The sequence below is a fragment of the Streptomyces sp. NPDC058653 genome (genome assembly GCF_042716895.1).
GTDB lineage: Bacteria > Actinomycetota > Actinomycetes > Streptomycetales > Streptomycetaceae > Streptomyces.
On the sequence record NZ_JBHXRM010000024.1, the window covers coordinates 105,575 to 122,723 of the forward strand.

General features: G+C 69.5%; 14 protein-coding genes and 1 tRNA gene. 7 read left to right on the forward strand and 8 right to left on the reverse strand.

Annotated features, from left to right (window positions below):
• Nucleotides 1–110 precede the first annotated feature (110 nt).
• From ACFWU9_RS21300 to ACFWU9_RS21315, 4 genes are read left to right on the forward strand one after another with little or no spacing between them, the layout of a single operon-like run.
• On the forward strand, nt 111–1,040 hold the full coding sequence (locus tag ACFWU9_RS21300) for a branched-chain amino acid ABC transporter permease (protein WP_384320611.1): 930 nt from the start codon (nt 111–113) through the stop codon (nt 1,038–1,040).
• Between the two features lie 5 nt (nt 1,041–1,045).
• Nucleotides 1,046–2,839: a branched-chain amino acid ABC transporter permease gene (locus ACFWU9_RS21305; protein ID WP_384320613.1), complete on the forward strand. Its 1,794-nt coding sequence runs from the start codon at nt 1,046–1,048 to the stop codon at nt 2,837–2,839.
• Between the two features lie 5 nt (nt 2,840–2,844).
• Nucleotides 2,845–3,747: an ABC transporter ATP-binding protein gene (locus ACFWU9_RS21310; protein ID WP_384320615.1), complete on the forward strand. Its 903-nt coding sequence runs from the start codon at nt 2,845–2,847 to the stop codon at nt 3,745–3,747.
• Nucleotides 3,744–4,460, forward strand: a complete 717-nt coding sequence (locus ACFWU9_RS21315) for an ABC transporter ATP-binding protein (RefSeq protein WP_384320617.1) — start codon at nt 3,744–3,746, stop codon at nt 4,458–4,460. Before ACFWU9_RS21310 ends, ACFWU9_RS21315 begins: the two co-directional genes overlap by 4 nt.
• Nucleotides 4,461–4,540: 80 nt before the next feature.
• On the opposite strand, the gene ACFWU9_RS21320 is transcribed toward ACFWU9_RS21315, so the two are convergent.
• On the reverse strand, nt 4,541–5,191 hold the full coding sequence (locus tag ACFWU9_RS21320; protein ID WP_384320619.1) for an ANTAR domain-containing response regulator: 651 nt from the start codon (nt 5,189–5,191) through the stop codon (nt 4,541–4,543).
• Nucleotides 5,192–5,291: 100 nt separating this feature from the next.
• On the opposite strand from ACFWU9_RS21320, the gene ACFWU9_RS21325 reads away from it, so the two are divergent.
• Both ACFWU9_RS21325 and ACFWU9_RS21330 read left to right on the forward strand, forming a co-directional pair.
• A tRNA-Leu gene (locus ACFWU9_RS21325) sits at nt 5,292–5,364 on the forward strand.
• 110 nt (nt 5,365–5,474) lie between these two features.
• On the forward strand, nt 5,475–6,230 hold the full coding sequence (locus tag ACFWU9_RS21330; protein ID WP_384320621.1) for a helix-turn-helix domain-containing protein: 756 nt from the start codon (nt 5,475–5,477) through the stop codon (nt 6,228–6,230).
• Between the two features lie 34 nt (nt 6,231–6,264).
• Here the strand turns inward: ACFWU9_RS21330 and pyk are convergent, their stop codons facing one another.
• Nucleotides 6,265–7,698 carry a pyruvate kinase gene (gene pyk, locus ACFWU9_RS21335; RefSeq protein ID WP_384320623.1) on the reverse strand — a complete coding sequence of 478 codons (1,434 nt, stop codon included), beginning with the start codon at nt 7,696–7,698 and terminating at the stop codon, nt 6,265–6,267.
• A gap of 146 nt (nt 7,699–7,844) precedes the next feature.
• On the reverse strand, nt 7,845–8,561 hold the full coding sequence (locus ACFWU9_RS21340) for an SIMPL domain-containing protein (protein WP_384320625.1): 717 nt from the start codon (nt 8,559–8,561) through the stop codon (nt 7,845–7,847).
• Nucleotides 8,562–8,753: 192 nt separating this feature from the next.
• Between ACFWU9_RS21340 and ACFWU9_RS21345 the strand changes: the two genes are divergently transcribed.
• Nucleotides 8,754–10,568 carry a bifunctional metallophosphatase/5'-nucleotidase gene (locus ACFWU9_RS21345; protein WP_384320627.1) on the forward strand — a complete coding sequence of 605 codons (1,815 nt, stop codon included), beginning with the start codon at nt 8,754–8,756 and terminating at the stop codon, nt 10,566–10,568.
• A 93-nt stretch (nt 10,569–10,661) separates the two neighbouring features.
• On the opposite strand, the gene ACFWU9_RS21350 is transcribed toward ACFWU9_RS21345, so the two are convergent.
• The 5 genes from ACFWU9_RS21350 to ACFWU9_RS21370 all read right to left on the reverse strand — a co-directional run bounded on the left by ACFWU9_RS21350 (nt 10,662) and on the right by ACFWU9_RS21370 (nt 16,768).
• Nucleotides 10,662–12,074, reverse strand: coding sequence for a lysine N(6)-hydroxylase/L-ornithine N(5)-oxygenase family protein (locus tag ACFWU9_RS21350; RefSeq protein ID WP_384320629.1), 1,413 nt, complete (start codon nt 12,072–12,074; stop codon nt 10,662–10,664).
• Between the two features lie 242 nt (nt 12,075–12,316).
• Nucleotides 12,317–14,815: an aminopeptidase N gene (gene pepN, locus ACFWU9_RS21355; RefSeq protein ID WP_384320631.1), complete on the reverse strand. Its 2,499-nt coding sequence runs from the start codon at nt 14,813–14,815 to the stop codon at nt 12,317–12,319.
• A gap of 133 nt (nt 14,816–14,948) precedes the next feature.
• Nucleotides 14,949–15,398, reverse strand: a complete 450-nt coding sequence (locus tag ACFWU9_RS21360; protein ID WP_384320633.1) for a chorismate mutase — start codon at nt 15,396–15,398, stop codon at nt 14,949–14,951.
• 153 nt (nt 15,399–15,551) lie between these two features.
• Complete coding sequence (locus ACFWU9_RS21365) at nt 15,552–15,833, reverse strand: hypothetical protein (RefSeq protein ID WP_384320635.1); 282 nt, start codon at nt 15,831–15,833, stop codon at nt 15,552–15,554.
• A 170-nt stretch (nt 15,834–16,003) separates the two neighbouring features.
• A complete protein-coding gene (locus ACFWU9_RS21370) occupies nt 16,004–16,768 on the reverse strand; it encodes a S1 family peptidase (RefSeq protein ID WP_384320643.1) in 765 nt (254 codons plus the stop codon).
• Between the last annotated feature and the right edge of the window lie 381 nt (nt 16,769–17,149).

Here is a 17,149-nt window from a genome sequence, read left to right on the forward strand (position 1 = left end):
TTTTTTTTATCCCCCCCCCCCCCCCCCCGCGTACCCCCCCCCCCCGGGCGGGCCCCCCCCCCCCCCCCCCCCGCGGCCGTATCTGACCCCACTCATTCGGAGGCCCCGCGGTGAACGATCTGCCGCAGCAACTTGCCAACGGCCTGCTACTCGGCGCGCTGTACGGACTCATCGCAATCGGTTACACGATGGTCTATGGCATAGTCCAGCTCATCAATTTCGCCCATGGCGAGATATTCATGATCGGCGGCTTCGGTGCGCTGACCGTACACCTCTGGTTGCCCAGCGGGACCAGCCTGCTCCTCGCACTGCCCCTCATGATCCTCATGGCGATGGCCTGCTCCGTGCTCGTCGCCGTCGGAGCCGAACGCTTCGCCTACCGGCCCCTGCGTGAGGCACCCAGACTCGCACCACTGATCACCGCGATCGGCCTCTCCATCGCACTCCAGCAGGCCATCTGGGCCTTCTACCCGGACGCCACCAAGTCCCGCCCCTTCCCCGAGTTCGAAGGCGGCAGGCTCGACTTCGGCGCGTTCGCCATCAGCCGCGGCGACCTCTTCCTCCTCATCGCCGCACCCCTGTGCATGATCACGCTCGGCGTGTTCGTCTCCAAGACCCGCACCGGGCGCGCCATGCAGGCCACGTCGCAGGACCCGGACACGGCCAAGCTCATGGGCATCAACACCGACCGCATCATCGTCACCGCGTTCGCCATCGGTGCCGCCTTCGCCGCCATCGCGGCCGTCGCCCACGGCCTCAAGTACGGCGAGGTCAACTTCAAGATGGGCTTCATCGCCGGACTCAAGGCCTTCACGGCCGCGGTCCTCGGCGGTATCGGCAACATCTACGGAGCCATGATCGGCGGCCTCGTCCTCGGCCTCGCCGAATCCATGGCCACCGCCTACATCGAGAACATCCCGGGCATGTCGCAGCTCGGCGGCGGCGCCTGGAAGGACGTGTGGGCGTTCGTCCTCCTCATCCTCGTACTGCTGCTGAGGCCACAAGGTCTGCTCGGCGCACGCGTCTCGGACAGGGCGTGATACCGATGACCACCACATCGAAGACGACCACCGCGCCGCCCGCCCACCGCGAGCAGCGCCCCGTCATCGGCCTGCCGCCCGCGGTGGCGAGCATCGGCGCCGCCGTGGGCGCCGTCGCGACCTTCGCCAGCACCTTCCTCGCCTGGACCTGGACCGCCGAATTCCCCGGCGACCTCACGGTCACCGGCTACCCCGGCGGCCTCCAGCTGCTCACCCTCACCGGTGCGCTGCTGACGCTGGTCTTCGTCGCCGCCGGCTACGGCGTACGCGGCCTCGGCTGGCTCACCCCCGGCGGCAGGAACGGCCCCGTCCTCCTCCTCGCCCTCGGCACCTTCGCCACCACCTGGTACACGGTCATCGCGATCGCCGTGGAACTCGGCGGACTCGCCAACCTCGAACCGGGCGGCTACGTCGCCGCCGTCGCCTCGCTGATCACCTTCGTCGCGGCCCTCGGACTCCCCTGCGACGTCCCGCACGAGGACCCGAACCCCAACGCGTGGCAGCGGCTCGTCCAGTCCTTCAAGGCCCCCACCCCCGAGGACGCCGCACCGCTCCCCGGCTGGGCCGAGATCCTCATCATCGCCGCCGCCTTCGGGCTCGGCCTGTTCATCTTCACCTACGGCATCGACACCGAGGCCGCCGAACTCTTCATCGGCTACATCCTCCTCGTCGCCTTCGGCGCCACCGCCGTATCGCGGGCCGGCCTCAACCGCCGCCTCGCGAGCCTCACCTCCAAGCACAAGAACGTGACCGTGACCGCGGCGTTCGTCTCCGCGTTCGCGTTCCCGTTCACCCAGAGCAACGACGCGTACGCCTCCATCGGTACAAACATCCTGATCTTCGCCACCGTCGCGCTCGGACTCAACGTCGTTGTCGGCCTCGCCGGACTGCTCGACCTCGGATACGTCGCCTTCCTCGGCGTCGGCGCCTACACGGCCGCCCTCGTCTCCGGATCGCCGTCGTCCACCATCGGGCTCCAGCTGCCGTTCTGGGCCGCCGTCCTCTGCGGCGCCGGCGCCTCGCTGATCTTCGGTGTCGTCATCGGCGCGCCGACCCTGCGACTGCACGGCGACTACCTGGCCATCGTCACGCTCGGCTTCGGTGAGATCTTCCGTATCACCATGCAGAACCTCGACGGATCGTCCGGCCCCGACGTCACCAACGGCTCCAACGGCATCCCCAACATCCCCGACCTCGATCTCTTCGGGTTCAACCTCGGGGAGCCGCATACGATCCTGGGCGTCGAACTCGGCAGGTTCTCCAACTACTACCTGCTGATGCTGCTGTTCACGATCATCGTCGTGACCGTGTTCCGCCGCTCCGACCAGTCGCGCATCGGCCGCGCCTGGGTCGCCATCCGCGAGGACGAGACCGCCGCCAGGGCCATGGGCATCAACGCCTTCCGGCTCAAGCTGCTCGCCTTCGCCCTCGGCGCCACCCTCGCCGGCATGGCCGGCACCGTACAGGCACACGTGACCTTCACCGTCACCCCCGCCCAGTACAAGTTCGTCGAAGCCGTCCCGCCGAACTCGGCGTTCCTGCTCGCCGCCGTCATCCTCGGCGGCATGGGCACGGTCAGCGGCCCCCTCATCGGCGCCTCGCTGCTCTACCTCATCCCGGCGAAGCTCCAGTTCATGTCCGACTACCAGCTGCTGCTCTTCGGCATCGCGCTCATCCTGCTCATGCGATTCCGCCCCGAGGGCCTCATCGCGGACCGCAGGAAGCAGCTCGAATTCCACGAGACCGGGCAACTGGACGCCCCCAAGGGCGATATCGGCCTCAGTAAAGCGGGGGTGTGACCCGAATGACCACCGACATCGAACCCACCGGCGCCGGATCCCCCAAGGCCGCCACCCAGGCCGCCGTGCCCGTGCTCCAGGCCACCGGCGTCACCAAGAAGTTCGGCGGCCTCACCGCCGTACAGAACGTCGACCTCCAGGTCAACACCGGCGAGATCGTCGGCCTCATCGGCCCCAACGGTGCCGGTAAGACCACGTTCTTCAACTGCCTCACCGGTCTGTACGTCCCCACCGAGGGCACCGTCAGCTACAAAGGCACCGTCCTGCCCCACCAGTCCCATCTGGTCACCAAGGCAGGCATCGCCCGTACGTTCCAGAACATCCGCCTCTTCGCCAACATGACCGTCCTGGAGAACGTCCTCGTCGGACGCCACACCAGGACCAAGGAAGGCCTCTGGTCCGCACTCCTGCGCGGACCCGGCTTCAAGAAGGCGGAGAAGGAGTCCGAGGAACGCGCCATGGAACTCCTGGAGTTCACCGGCCTCGCGGCCAAGCGCGACCACCTCGCCCGCAACCTCCCCTACGGAGAACAGCGGAAACTGGAGATCGCCCGCGCCCTCGCCAGCGACCCGGGCCTCCTCCTGCTCGACGAGCCCACCGCCGGCATGAACCCGCAGGAGACCCGCACCACCCAGGACCTGGTCTTCGCCATCCGCGACCAGGGCATCGCCGTACTCGTCATCGAGCACGACATGCGCTTCATCTTCAACCTGTGCGACCGCGTCGCCGTCCTCGTCCAGGGCGAGAAGCTCGTCGAGGGCACCGCCGAGGTCGTCCAGGCCGACGAGCGGGTCGTCGCCGCCTACCTCGGCACGCCCTACGAGGGCGCGCCCGGCGGCGAGGAAGTCTCCGAGGTGGAGGCCGCGGAGGCACACAGCACGGCAGGAAAAGAAGGAGACACCAAGTGACCGCACTACTGGAGGTGGAGGACCTCAAGGTCGCCTACGGCAAGATCGAAGCCGTCAAGGGCATCTCCTTCAGCGTCGAAGCCGGTCAGATCGTCACGCTCATCGGCACCAACGGCGCGGGCAAGACGACCACGCTGCGCACCCTGTCCGGGCTGCTCAAGCCCTCCGGGGGCCGGATCGTCTTCGACGGGCAGCCGCTGAACGGCATCGGCGCGCACAAGATCGTCGCGATGGGCCTCGCGCACTCCCCCGAGGGGCGCCGGATCTTCCCGCGCCTCACGATCGCGGAGAACCTCAAGCTCGGCGCGTTCCTCCGTAAGGACGCCGCCGGCATCGAGAGCGACATCAAGCGCGCCTACGAGCTGTTCCCGATCCTCGGCGAACGCAGCAAGCAGGCGGCGGGCACCCTCTCCGGCGGCGAGCAGCAGATGCTCGCCATGGGACGGGCGCTGATGTCACGGCCCAAGCTGCTCATGCTGGACGAGCCGTCCATGGGACTCTCGCCGATCATGATGCAGAAGATCATGGCGACCATCGCCGAACTCAAGTCGCAGGGCACGACGATCCTCCTCGTCGAGCAGAACGCCCAGGCGGCGCTGTCCCTGGCCGACCAGGGCCATGTGATGGAGGTCGGCAAGGTCGTGCTCTCGGGCAGCGGACAGGATCTGCTGGTCGACGAGTCGGTACGGAAGGCGTACCTGGGCGAGGACTGAGTCCCCGCGCACGCGCACGTACGCGAGAAGGCCCGCGCCCCCTCGGGGACGCGGGCCTTCTCCCGCTTCCGCGGGACGCTCTACTGCCCCTTCGCGGCCTTCTTCTCCTCGTCGTCCTCGATGACGGCTTCGGCGACCTGCTGCATCGACAGCCGGCGGTCCATCGAGGTCTTCTGGATCCACCGGAAGGCGGCGGGCTCCGTGAGGCCGTACTGGGTCTGGAGGATCGACTTGGCGCGGTCCACGAGCTTGCGCGTCTCCAGGCGGGTCGTCAGATCGGCGACCTCCTTCTCCAGCGCCCTGAGTTCGTTGAAGCGCGAGACGGCCATCTCGATGGCCGGGACCACGTCGGTCTTGCTGAACGGCTTCACGAGATACGCCATGGCGCCGGCGTCCCTGGCGCGCTCCACCAGATCGCGCTGCGAGAAGGCGGTGAGCATCAGGACGGGCGCGATCGACTCCCGCGCGATCCGCTCCGCGGCGGAGATGCCGTCGAGGACGGGCATCTTGACATCGAGGATGACGAGATCGGGCCGGTGCTCCCGGGCGAGCTCGACGGCACGCTCACCGTCACCGGCCTCGCCCACGACGGAGTAGCCCTCTTCCTCGAGCATCTCCTTGAGGTCGAGACGGATGAGCGCCTCGTCCTCGGCGATGACGACGCGCGTCGTCAGGGGCGGGACATGCGACTTGTCGTCGTCGACGGGCTGGGGCGACTCGGGGGCGGTCACGGGGGCTCCTCGTTACTGGCAGATACTGCTGGGCAAGAGCCTACCCAGCTACGGTATGGTTGGGGCACGGAGGGCCCACCCCATCCTTTGTTTCAAAGGAGCCCCGGTAGCCCAGCGGTAGAGGCCATGGATTCAAAACCCATACAGCGTCGGTTCGAATCCGACTCGGGGCACTTTCCCTTCGATTCCAAGGTTGACGTGAAGTTGGACGATCTTCACGTGAACGTGTGACAGAAGCGCTGTTTCCGCGCCGCTCCCCCAAGATCACGTCAAGCTCGGTCGCATGTACGACACCGAGACACGGCTGGGCGCGCTGAGGCTTGTCGCCCAGGGCCGCAGCCTCAACTCCGTGAGCAAGCAGACCGGTGTGTCCCGTTCGGCGATCCGCTCCTGGGCGACCCGGGTCGAGCCGAGCCCCCGTATGGCGCGGGAGTGTCCGTCGGAGCCGGCCGACGCGGCGTCGTACGCCTATCTCCTCGGGCTCTACCTCGGTGACGGCTGCATCAGCCCGCATCCTCATGGCGGCCACTACCTGCGTATCGCCTGCGCCGACGCCTGGCCGGGGCTGACAGAGCTGTGCCGCGCGGCCGTTGTCGCCGTCCGGCCCGGGGCCTGCGTGGCAGTCGTCCGGAAGCAGGGGTGTGTCATGGTGAGCAGTTACGACCGGCACTGGCCGTGTCTGTTCCCGCAGCACGGGCCCGGCAGAAAGCACGAACGCCGGATCGAGCTCGTCGACTGGCAGCGGGAGATCGTGGACGCGCACCCCTGGGGACTGATCCGCGGTCTCGTCCATTCCGACGGCTGCCGGAACATGAACTGGACCACGCGCACCGTGGGCGGCGAGACCAAGCGGTACGAGTACCCCCGGTACTGGTTCACCAACGTCTCCGACGACATCCGGCGGCTCTACACCGACACGCTCGACACTCTCGGCGTGGAGTGGAAGAACTGCACCCGGTACGGGAAGCCGTACAACATATCCGTCGCCAGGAAGGCGTCCGTCGCCCTCATGGACACCCACGTCGGGCCGAAGCACTGAGCTTCGGCCCGGCGTGGCTCCGGCGCCGCGCGTGCTACTTCGGGCTGTCGTCCTCACCGATGTGGTGCACCCGGACCAGGTTCGTCGAGCCCGGGACCCCCGGCGGGGAGCCCGCCGTGATCACCACGATGTCGCCCTTGTTGCAGCGGCCGATCCGCAGCAGCTCCTCGTCGACCTGGTCGACCATCGCGTCCGTCGACTCCACGTGCGGGCCGAGGAACGCCTCCACACCCCAGGTGAGGTTGAGCTGCGCGCGGGTCGCCGGGTCCGGGGTGAAGGCCAGCAGCGGGATCGGCGAGCGGTAGCGGGAGAGGCGCTTGACCGTGTCTCCCGACTGGGTGAACGCCACCAGGAACTTCGCGCCGAGGAAGTCGCCCATCTCGGCCGCCGCTCGGGCGACCGCGCCGCCCTGGGTGCGGGGCTTGTTGCGCTCGGTGAGCGGGGGGAGGCCCTTGGCCAGGACGTCCTCCTCCGCCGCCTCGACGATGCGGCTCATCGTCCGGACGGTCTCGACCGCGTACTTGCCGACGCTCGTCTCGCCGGACAGCATCACCGCGTCGGTGCCGTCGATGACGGCGTTGGCGACGTCCGAGGCCTCGGCCCGGGTGGGCCGGGAGTTCTCGATCATCGAGTCGAGCATCTGCGTGGCGACGATGACCGGCTTCGCGTTGCGCTTCGCGAGCTTGATCGCGCGCTTCTGCACGATCGGCACCTGCTCCAGCGGCATCTCGACGCCGAGGTCCCCGCGGGCGACCATGATGCCGTCGAACGCGGCGACGATGTCGTCTATGTTCTCCACGGCCTGTGGCTTCTCGACCTTGGCGATGACCGGGACGCGCCGCCCCTCCTCGTCCATGACGCGGTGGACGTCGTCGATGTCGCGGCCGCTCCGTACGAAGGAGAGGGCGACGACGTCGGCGCCGATGCGCAGGGCCCAGCGGAGGTCGTCGATGTCCTTCTCGGAGAGCGCGGGGACGGACACCGCGACGCCGGGGAGGTTGAGGCCCTTGTTGTCGGAGACCATGCCGCCCTCGCGGACCGTGGTGCGGACGCGGGGTCCGTCGACCGCGGTGACCTCGAGGGTGACCTTGCCGTCGTCGACGAGGATGAGCTCACCGGGGGTGACGTCCTCCGCGAGTCCCTCGTAGGTCGTGCCGCAGGTGTGGCGGTCGCCTTCGAGGGGTTCGACGGTGATGGTGAATTCGTCGCCGCGTTCAAGCAGTACCGGGCCTTCACGGAAACGCCCGAGGCGAATCTTCGGGCCTTGAAGGTCGGCGAGGATTCCCACGCTGCGGCCGGTTTCCTCGGCGGCTTTGCGTACGCGCTGGTAGCGCTCCTCGTGCTCGACGTAGGTGCCGTGGCTGAGGTTGAAGCGGGCGACGTCCATTCCGGCCTCGACCAGTGCTTTGATCTGGTCGTACGAGTCGGTGGCGGGCCCCAAGGTACAGACGATTTTTGCTCGACGCATGATTTGAGACTAAACCTTACCGCCGGGTAGGTAATTGGTCTCACATGACTACTCAACAACCTTTGCGTGAAGGGTTGTTGCCAAGTGTTGAAGTGGGCGGGCGGGCGCTCCGATGAGCATTATTGGGGAATTGCGGCGTGCGCCGGTCAGAGAACCGGCGGTGTCATCGTGAACCGCGCGTTCACCTGCGCGTAAACCGTCTGACGCTGCGGTTCGAGGTCCAGCGCGGGGGCCGCGGCGGCGGCTTGGGGAGCGCCTCCGTAACTCAACGCGTACGCGGGGGCACGCGTGGCGAACGGCACCGCGTTCTCCGCTCCGATGTCGGCGAGCTCGACGAGCGCGGCGAGATCGGCGCCGAGGGCTCCCGCGTACTCACGAGCCCGCTGGACCGCCTCGCGGACCGCCTGCCTGCGGGCCTCGCCGTGCGCGGGCGAGTCGGGGCGCAGGGCCCACCAGGGGCCGTCGACGGTGGTGAGGTCGAGGTCGGCGAGGCGGGTGGTGAGTTCGCCGAGTGCGGTGAAATCGGCGAGCTCGGCGTTGATGTTCACACGTCCGTGGTAGGCGCGGACGCGTTCGCCGCGGCCGTGCCGGGTGAGTTCCGGGTTGATGGAGAAGGAGCCGGTCTCAAGTTTCTCGACGGAGTCGCCGTACGACTTGATCAGGGTCAGGACCTCGTTGTTGCGGCGGGTGAGGTCGTCGAGTGCGGTGCGGCGGTCGGTGCCGCGCGCGCTGACCGTGACGCCGATCCTGGCGATCTCCGGGTCGAACTCCAGGCGTGCCTCGCCCCGGACGGCGACCCTGGGGATCTCGGGGGTGCCGTAGGGCGCGGAGGCGGGGACGGGTGCGGGGGCGTCGGCGGTCACGGCTCGGTGTCTCCTTCGTACGGCGGCGAGTTGTGGCGTCACTCTCCCATCCGGCTCGCGTCCGGGCACGACATTCGGCGGTCATCGGATCGAAACCCGTTGGGGGTGTTCGATTCCGCGTTCCTGCGTCAGAATCTAGCCGCCTTATCTACGCGCGTTGTGCGCACGGTTGACGAGATCGAGGGAGTAGCGATGCCGCTGAACCGAAGGACGTTCCTGGGCCGGTCGGCCGCCGCCGGAGCGGGCGTGGCGATCGCCGGGGGCGCCGTCGTGCCCGCGGAGGCGCGGGAGCACGGCGACGGTCACGGGCATGGCCACGGGCGTCCGAAGCGGTACTCGTTCACCGTGATGGGCACGACGGACCTGCACGGCAACGTCTTCAACTGGGACTACTTCACGGACAAGGAGTTCGACGACAAGGACCGCAACGACGTCGGTCTGGCGAAGATCTCCACGCTGGTCAACCGCGTCCGTGAGGAGAAGGGCCGGGGCAACACCCTGCTCATCGACGCGGGCGACACGATCCAGGGCACCCAGCTCTCGTACTACTACGCCAAGATCGACCCGATCACGGCGAAGCGCGGTCCCGTGCATCCGATGGCGCAGGCGATGAACGCGATCGGGTACGACGCCGCGGCGCTCGGCAACCACGAGTTCAACTACGGCATTCCGGTGCTGCGCAAGTTCGAGGAGCAGTGCCGTTTCCCGCTGCTCGGTGCCAACGCGCTGGACGCGAAGACGCTGCGGCCGGCTTTCCCGCCGTATGTGATCAAGCGGCTGCGGACGCCGCACGGGCGTGATGTGCGGGTGGCGGTGCTGGGGCTGACGAACCCGGGCATCGCGATCTGGGACAAGGTGAACGTCCAGGGCAGGATGACGTTCCCGGGTCTGGAGGAGCAGGCCGCGAAGTGGGTGCCCAAGCTGCGGTCGATGGGCGCGGACGTGGTGATCGTCTCCGCGCACTCGGGGTCGAGCGGCACGTCCTCCTACGGAGACCAGCTTCCGCACATCGAGAACGCGGCCGGTCTGGTGGCCGAGCAGGTGCCGGGGATCGACGCGATCCTGGTCGGCCACGCGCACAGCGAGATTCCGGAGTACCGGGTCACCAACAAGGAGACCGGCAAGGACGTGGTGCTGTCCGAGCCGCTGAAGTGGGGGCAGCGGCTGACGCTGTTCGACTTCGACCTGGTGTGGGAGCGGGGCCGCTGGTCGGTCGAGAAGGTGGGCGCGCAGGTCCTCAACTCCAACACGGTGGAGGAGGACCGGAAGATCACGGGCCTGCTGGTCGACGAGCACCGCAAGGTCGTCAGCTATGTCAACCAGGTCATCGGCACGTCGGCGACCGCGATGACGACGGCGGACGCGCCCTGGCGGGACGAGCCGCTGATCGACCTGATCAACCATGTGCAGACGGAGACGGTGAAGGCGGGGCTGGCGGGCGGTGAGTGGGCGGCGCTGCCCCTGCTGTCGCAGGCGTCGAGCTTCTCGCGTACGGCGGGGATTCCGGCGGGCGAGGTGACGATCAAGGACGCGGCGGCGCTGTACCCGTTCGAGAACACCCTGGAGGCACGGCTGCTGACGGGTGCTCAGATCAAGGACTATCTGGAGTTCTCGGCGAGGTACTACGTGCGGACGGCCGCGGGCGCGCCGGTGGACACCTCGAAGCTGACGAACGCGGACAACATCCCGGACTACAACTACGACGTGGTGTCGGGGCTGACGTACGACATCGACATCGCCGCGCCGGCCGGTTCGCGGATCGTGAATCTCTCCTTCGAGGGGAAGCCGCTCGACCCGTCGGCGAGGTTCGTGCTGGCGGTGAACAACTACCGGGCGAGCGGCGGCGGCAACTTCCCGCATGTCGCGGGCGCGCAGCAGTTGTGGTCCGACCCGGACGAGATCCGGAACACGATCATCACCTGGGTGCAGACGGAGAAGACCGTCGACCCGGCCGCGTTCGCCTCGGTGGACTGGAAGCTCACGCGCGACGGCACCCCGGTCTTCTGACTCGTCGCGCGCTGACGCGCCGGTGTGGTGCTGTCCCCTCGGCACCGCACCGGCGCAAACCCCAACGGAAGAACGACGGCTGACGACCGGAGATCAGCGCACTTCGGAGAGCGGCACGAGACCCCTGGGCACCGGTACCTGCCGGTGCTTCTCCTGTCCGTCGAGGCCGAAGCTGGTGAACGCGGTGCGTCGCGGCAGCGGGTAGGGCTCGGTGCCGGTCAGCGAGTTGAGGATCGTCGCGCCGCGCCAGGCGGCGAGTCCGAGGTCGGGGGTGCCGACGCCGTGCGTGTGCCGTTCGGCGTTCTGTACGTACACGGAGCCGGTCACCGAGGGGTCGAGCATCAGCCGGTACCGGTCGTCGACGCGGGGGCGCTGGGACTTGTCGAGCCGCATGTACGGGTCGAGTCCGGCCAGGAGGCGGCCGAGCGGGCGCTCGCGGTAGCCGGTGGCGAGGACGACGGCGTCGGTGGTGAGCCGGGAGCGGCCGGACTGCTGGGCGTGTTCCAGGTGGAGTTCGAGGCGGGTGGCGCCGACGCGTCCCGCCGTACGGACGAGTACGCCGGGGGTGAGGACGGCGTCGGGCCAGCCGCCGTGGAGCGTGCGGCGGTAGAGCTCGTCGTGGATGGCGGCGATGGTGTCGCTGTCGATGCCTTTGTGGAGCTGCCACTGGCGGGGGACGAGTTCGTCGCGTACGTGCTCGGGCAGGGCGTGGAAGTAGCTGACGTAGTCGGGGGTGAAGTGCTCCAGGCCGAGCTTGGAGTACTCCATGGGCGCGAAGGCCTCGGTGCGGGCGAGCCAGTGGAGTTTCTCGGCGCCGGCGGGGCGGGCGCGCAGCAGGTCGAGGAAGACCTCGGCGCCGGACTGTCCGGAGCCGACGACGGTGATGTGTTCGGCGTCGAGGATCCGCTCGCGGTGGGCGAGGTAGTCGGCCGAGTGGATCACGGGTACGGCGGGGGTGTCGACGAGGAGCTTGAGCGGCTCGGGGACGTGGGGCTCGGTGCCGATGCCGAGGGCGACGTTACGGGTGTAGGCGCGGCCGAGTGCCTCGACCTCGCCGTCCTTGTCGAGCTGGGTGAAGTCGACCTCGAAGAGGGCGCGTTCGGGGTTCCAGCGGACGGCGTCGACCTGGTGGCCGAAGTGGAGGCCGGGGAGCTGTTCGCTGACCCAGCGGCAGTACGCGTCGTACTCGCCGCGCCGGATGTGGAAGCGCTCGGCGAAGTAGAACGGGTAGAGCCGGTCGCAGGCCCTGAGATAGCTCAGGAAGGACCAGGGGCTCGCGGGGTCGACGAGGGTCACCAGGTCGGCCAGGAAGGGTACCTGGAGGGTCGCGCCGTCGAGGAGCAGCCCCGGGTGCCAGTGGAAGGCGGGGCGTTGTTCGAAGAAGGCGGCGGCGAGGCCTCCGTGGACGCCGTCGGCGAGCGCGGCGAGGGAGAGGTTGAACGGTCCGATGCCGATGCCGACCAGGTCGTGCGGCTGGTCGTGATCGGCTGCTGACAGGTCGGTCATGGAGGTCCTTCAGGGCGGGTGGGCCAGCTTCACCAGGGGTCCGGGGTCGGTCGGGTGGTGCCCACGGTGCCCAACGATCCGGACCCGGCGGGGGTAGCGGCGTGCGCTGAAGGAGAGTGCGTCGCGTGTGTCGCCGTGAAGAGGCGTCTCCGTAAGGAGGGCGGGGCGGGCGGGCGCGTGTGCGGGGCCGGCCTCGTCCTCCCTACGGAGGCTCACGGAAGCGCTTACGGAGGCGGGCGCGGTCAGCCGGCCCGTACGCGCAGCGCGCGGCGGAGGTCGTCGAGTTGGTCGACGAGTTTGCGGCGCAGCGCGGGCAGGAGGTCCTTCTCGGTCAGGCATTCCTCGCCCAGGCGCAGGGACTCCTCGTCCACGGCGTGCAGGGGGAAGGCGTGGCGTCCGGCGAATTCGGCGATGGCGGGGCCGCGACGGGTGGCCAGGGCGACGGCGTCGGTGTAGAAGCGCGGGACGTACTCGCGTACGAGGTCGGTCTGTTCGGGCTGCCAGAAACCCTGGGCGGTGGCGGTGAAGAGGTGGTTGGAGAGGTCGTCGCCGAGGAAGAGCCGTTCCCAGGCGGCGGCCTTGGCGGCGGGGTCGGGGATGGCGGCCCGGCAGCGGGCGGCGCCCTCCTGGCCGGTGGCGCTGGGGTCGCGGGCGAGTTCGCCGTCGATGGCGGTGTCGTCGACGGCGCCGAGGACGGCGAGGCGGTAGAGGATGCGCCAGCGCAGTTCGGGGTCGAGTTCGGGGCCGCCGGGCACGCTGTCCGAGCCGAGCCAGTCCTGGATGCCGTCGGGCTGGGTCGCGGCGGAGATGAAGTGGCGTACGGCGGTGAGGCGCAGGCCGGGCGCGTTGCCGTCCTCGGTGCGGCGGATGAGGGCGCGGCAGATGGCGGTGAGGGTGGCGAGGGCGCCGGGCCGCTCGTCGGGGCCGAGGTAGCGGTCGGCGATCTGGGTGGCGGCGAAGCCGAGTACGCCTTGGACGACGGCGAGGTCCGACTCCTGGGGGAGGTGGGTGCGGGCGGCCTCCAGATAGGCGGTGGGGGCCAGTTCGCCGTCGCGGACCATGTCGCGGGCCGCGTTCCAGACGACGGTGCGGGTGAGCGGGTCGGGGATGGCGGAGAGGGAGCCGAGCGCGGTGGTCCAGGAGCGGTCGTCGAGGCGGACCTTGGCGTAGGCGAGGTCGCCGTCGTTGAGGACGACCAGGTCGGGGCGGCGGCCGGGGCGGACGGTGGGGCCGTCCTGCTGCGGGATGTCGATCTCGAAGCGGTCGCGCGGGGCGAGTCGGCTGGGGTCGACGAGGTCGCGGTCGTAGGTGCCGACGGCGATCCGGTGCGGGCGGTCGCCGTCCTGGGTGATGTCGAGTGCCCAGCCGGCCTCGGAGCCGTTGCCGGTGATGGTGGGCGTGAGGGTGTCGACGCCGGTGGTGCGGAGCCAGCGCTCGGCCCACCGGTGGACGTCGCGGTCGGTGGAGGCCGCGAGGGAGTCGATGAAGTCGGCGAGGGTGGCGTTGCCGAACTTGTGCCGGGCGAAGTGGGTGTTGATGCCGGCGAGGAAGTCCTCCTCGCCGAGCCAGGCGACGAGTTGGCGCAGCGCGGAGGCGCCCTTGGCGTAGGAGATCCCGTCGAAGTTGAGCATCGCGGAGGCGGTGTCGGGTACGGCGGCGGGGTCGGGCGCGACGGGGTGGGTGGAGGGTCGCTGGTCGGCGTCGTAGCCCCAGGACTTGCGGTCTATGCCGAAGGCGACCCAGGTGTCGGTGTAGCGGGTGGCCTCGGTGAGGGTCTGGTAGCCCATGTACTCGGCGAAGGACTCGTTGAGCCAGATGTCGTCCCACCAGGTGAGGGTGACGAGGTCGCCGAACCACATGTGGGCCATCTCGTGGGCGATGACCATGGCCCGGGTCTGGCGTTCGGTGTCGGTGACGGCGGAGCGGTAGACGAACTCGTCGCGGAAGGTGACGAGGCCCGGGTTCTCCATGGCGCCCATGTTGAACTCGGGGACGAAGGCCTGGTCGTAGGAGTCGAAGGGGTACGGCTCCTTGAACTTGGCGTGGTAGCGGTCGTAACAGGCGCGGGTGATGCCGAGGATCTCGTCGGCGTCGGTGTCGAGATGGGGCGCGAGGGAGCGGCGGCAGTGGATGCCGAAGGGCAGGCCCGCGTGTTCGGTGCGGACGGAGTGCCAGGGCCCGGCGGCGACGGCCACGAGGTAGGTGGAGATGGGCGGGGTGGGCGCGAGGCTCCAGGTGCCGTCGCCCTCGTGGGTGGCGATGCCGTTGCCGAGGACGGTCCACTCCTCGGGGGCGGTGACGGTGAGGTCGAAGACGGCCTTGAGGTCGGGCTGGTCGAAGACGGCGAAGATCCGCTGGACGTCTTCGAGGAACATCTGGGTGTAAACGTAGGTCTCGCCGTCGGTGGGGTCGGTGAAGCGGTGCATGCCCTCGCCGGTGCGGGAGTAGCGCATGGTGGCGTCGACGCGCAGTTCGTGCCGGCCTTCGGCGAGGCCGGGGAGCGCGAGGCGGTTCTCGGTGAGGGCCCCGGGGTCCAGGGGCTGTCCGTCGAGGGTGACGGAGCGCAGTCGTGCGGGCTTCAGCTCGACGAAGGTGTCTCCGGCCGCGAGGGCGGTGAACTCGATGGCGGCACGGGATTCGAAGGTCTCGTCGCCGGTGGTCAGGTCGAGGGCGACCGTGTACCGGTGGACGTCGATGAGCTGGGCACGGGTCTGCGCTTCGTCGCGCGTCAGTACGGACATGGGGACATGCTGCCCGATGGGTGTCGGGCCGCGCAGCGGGTGGGGATTGCGCTCTGAGCGCACGGGGCGGGTCACGGGGAGCGCGGGCGGCGCTTGCGGCGACGGGGCCGGCCGGGGGCGCGGGAAGGGCCGGTCACGTCGAGGAGCGGTCCACGTGCGCCGGGTTCTCCGGGCGCGCTGCGTTCTCCGGGTGCGCCGGGTCGTCCGTGGCCGCTACCGCGTCCGTGCCGACCGTGCCCGCCGTGTTCTCCGCGCGGCCGGAGTTGTCGGCGATCGTCTCGTGGTGCCGGATCACCTCCGCGATGATGAAGGTGAGGAGCTTCTCGGCGAACGCGGGGTCGAGCCGGGCGCTCTCGGCGAGCTGGCGCAGGCGGGTGATCTGGAGCCGTTCACGGGCCGGGTCGGCGGGCGGCAGATGGTGCGCGGCCTTGAGGAGACCGACCTGCTGGGTGCATTTGAACCGTTCCGCCAGCATATGGACGACTGCCGCGTCGATGTTGTCGATACTCCCGCGGAGCCGGTCCAGCTCGGCCTGGACGGACCGGTCGATGCCGCCGTTGTCTCCGTTGTCGCTCGTGGTCATGGGGCGGAAGCTTAAGTGCTGCCGGGCGCCGGAGGGGACGGCGTCTCAGGGAGGAGGGCGTGTGGTGATCGTCGGCGGGGGCCGGGGTGCGGGGCACGGTCCGCTCCAGCCGCCGGGCACGGTCCGGCCCTGGCGCTCCCGGAAAAAGGGGAGTTACGGCTCCGACCTGCCGGACCTCCCGTCTCCGGCCGAGGTGCTCCGTACCCGCGGGACCGATGTGCCGCTGTTCACCTCCGACGGGTCGGAGGACCAGGGGCCGACCGGCGGCCCGGCGCCCGGGCCGGCGGGGGCGCTCTGCCCGTGCGGCACGGCCCGGGTGGCGCGGTCGGTGGACGACACGACGCGGGCGGGGGACGCCGGTACGGTGCCCGTGGTGGGCACCGTACCGGCCGCGAAGGCGCCGCCCGGAGCGGCGAGGGCGGCGCCGGCTGTCACGAGTGCGATGGCGTTCACGTCGCGTGGACGAAGGCGGGACAGGTCGTGGACCGACGCGCCGGCGCGCGTGGTGACCTGCCCCGCCCTCGGGGCCGGGCGGGACTCTGGGAACAGGCCCTTGACCGGACGCTCCCCGGGCTCGGATCCGCTGGGATCAGCCCGGAGGGGGATCAGAGACTGGCCGCGGCCGACGCGATGGCGGAGGCGAAGGTGGAGACCTCGGTGTAGACACCGGGGTAGTTGGGCCGGGCGCAGCCGTTGCCCCAGCTCACGATGCCGACCTGGATGAAGGCGCCGGCGTTGTCCTTGCGGAACATCGGGCCGCCGGAGTCACCCTGGCAGGTGTCCGTGCCGCCGGCGGCGAATCCGGCGCAGATCTCCTCGCTCGTGATGATCTGGCCGCCGTAGGAGGAGTTGCAGCTGGCGTCGGAGACGAACGGGACGGTCGCCTTGAGCAGGTAGCGCTGCTGTCCACAGCCTTCACAGGCGGCACCCCAGCCGGCGACGGTGAAGTTGCCGTTGTTGTACGCCGTGGTGGTGGCGATCTTCAGGGTCGGCAGGTTGATGGGCTGGGCGAGCTTGATCAGCGCCCAGTCCTTGCCCGCGCCGTTGTAGCCGGGGGCCTGGAGGACCTTGGTGGAGCGGACCTTGATGGCGCTGGAGCTCTGGAGGTCCACGACGCCCGCGGTGGCGGTGATGCTGGTGTTGTTGCCCGATCCGCTCACACAGTGGGCGGCGGTCAGCACGACGGTGGACGAGTACAGCGAGCCGCCACAGCCCATCGAGAGGCGGACCATGAAGGGGAACTCACCCTGGGCGGCGCGGGTGCCGCCGACGACGGGAGGCGCGAGGGGGGCGGCGGCCTGCGTCTTGGGCGCGTCCGGCACGGGCGCGGCGGTGGCGGAGGTGGTCTGGAGGCTGATGGCGGCGAGCATGACAGCGCCGGCAGCGATGCATCTCTTGAGGACACCCTGAATGCTCAACGGTCTGCCTTTCGTGGGGGCTTGAGGGATTTGCTCCTGTCATGGCACACAGGTCGACGCGCGTTGCACGCCATTGGCATGAGCCCGACAGGAACGCGATCCGGATTATCCGGAGGGCAGGAGCGGCCCCACAAGATACGAATCTCAGCCAACCGAACGGTCGGCCTCCGGTCGCCGTCCGGCCACCGAACACCGGAATCCGCCCCCGGCCCGGGTCGCCGCGCGCGCGTCCGCCGACATGGCGCCCACACGGACGAAGCGTGCGGCCCGTGCGGCTCCGGAGCCGGGAGAAAGAAAAGAGAGGGGTGGGTTCCGGACCGCTTGGTCCGGAAC

Coding starts and splice junctions, on each gene's coding strand:
- ACFWU9_RS21305 (WP_384320613.1), top strand. CDS start 1,046: ATGACCACCACATCGAAGACGACCACCGCGCCGCCCGCCCACCGCGAG.
- ACFWU9_RS21310 (WP_384320615.1), top strand. CDS start 2,845: ATGACCACCGACATCGAACCCACCGGCGCCGGATCCCCCAAGGCCGCC.
- ACFWU9_RS21330 (WP_384320621.1), top strand. CDS start 5,475: ATGTACGACACCGAGACACGGCTGGGCGCGCTGAGGCTTGTCGCCCAG.
- pyk (WP_384320623.1), bottom strand. CDS start 7,698: ATGCGTCGAGCAAAAATCGTCTGTACCTTGGGGCCCGCCACCGACTCG.
- ACFWU9_RS21345 (WP_384320627.1), top strand. CDS start 8,754: ATGCCGCTGAACCGAAGGACGTTCCTGGGCCGGTCGGCCGCCGCCGGA.
- ACFWU9_RS21350 (WP_384320629.1), bottom strand. CDS start 12,074: ATGACCGACCTGTCAGCAGCCGATCACGACCAGCCGCACGACCTGGTC.
- pepN (WP_384320631.1), bottom strand. CDS start 14,815: ATGTCCGTACTGACGCGCGACGAAGCGCAGACCCGTGCCCAGCTCATC.
- ACFWU9_RS21360 (WP_384320633.1), bottom strand. CDS start 15,398: ATGACCACGAGCGACAACGGAGACAACGGCGGCATCGACCGGTCCGTC.
- ACFWU9_RS21370 (WP_384320643.1), bottom strand. CDS start 16,768: ATGCTCGCCGCCATCAGCCTCCAGACCACCTCCGCCACCGCCGCGCCC.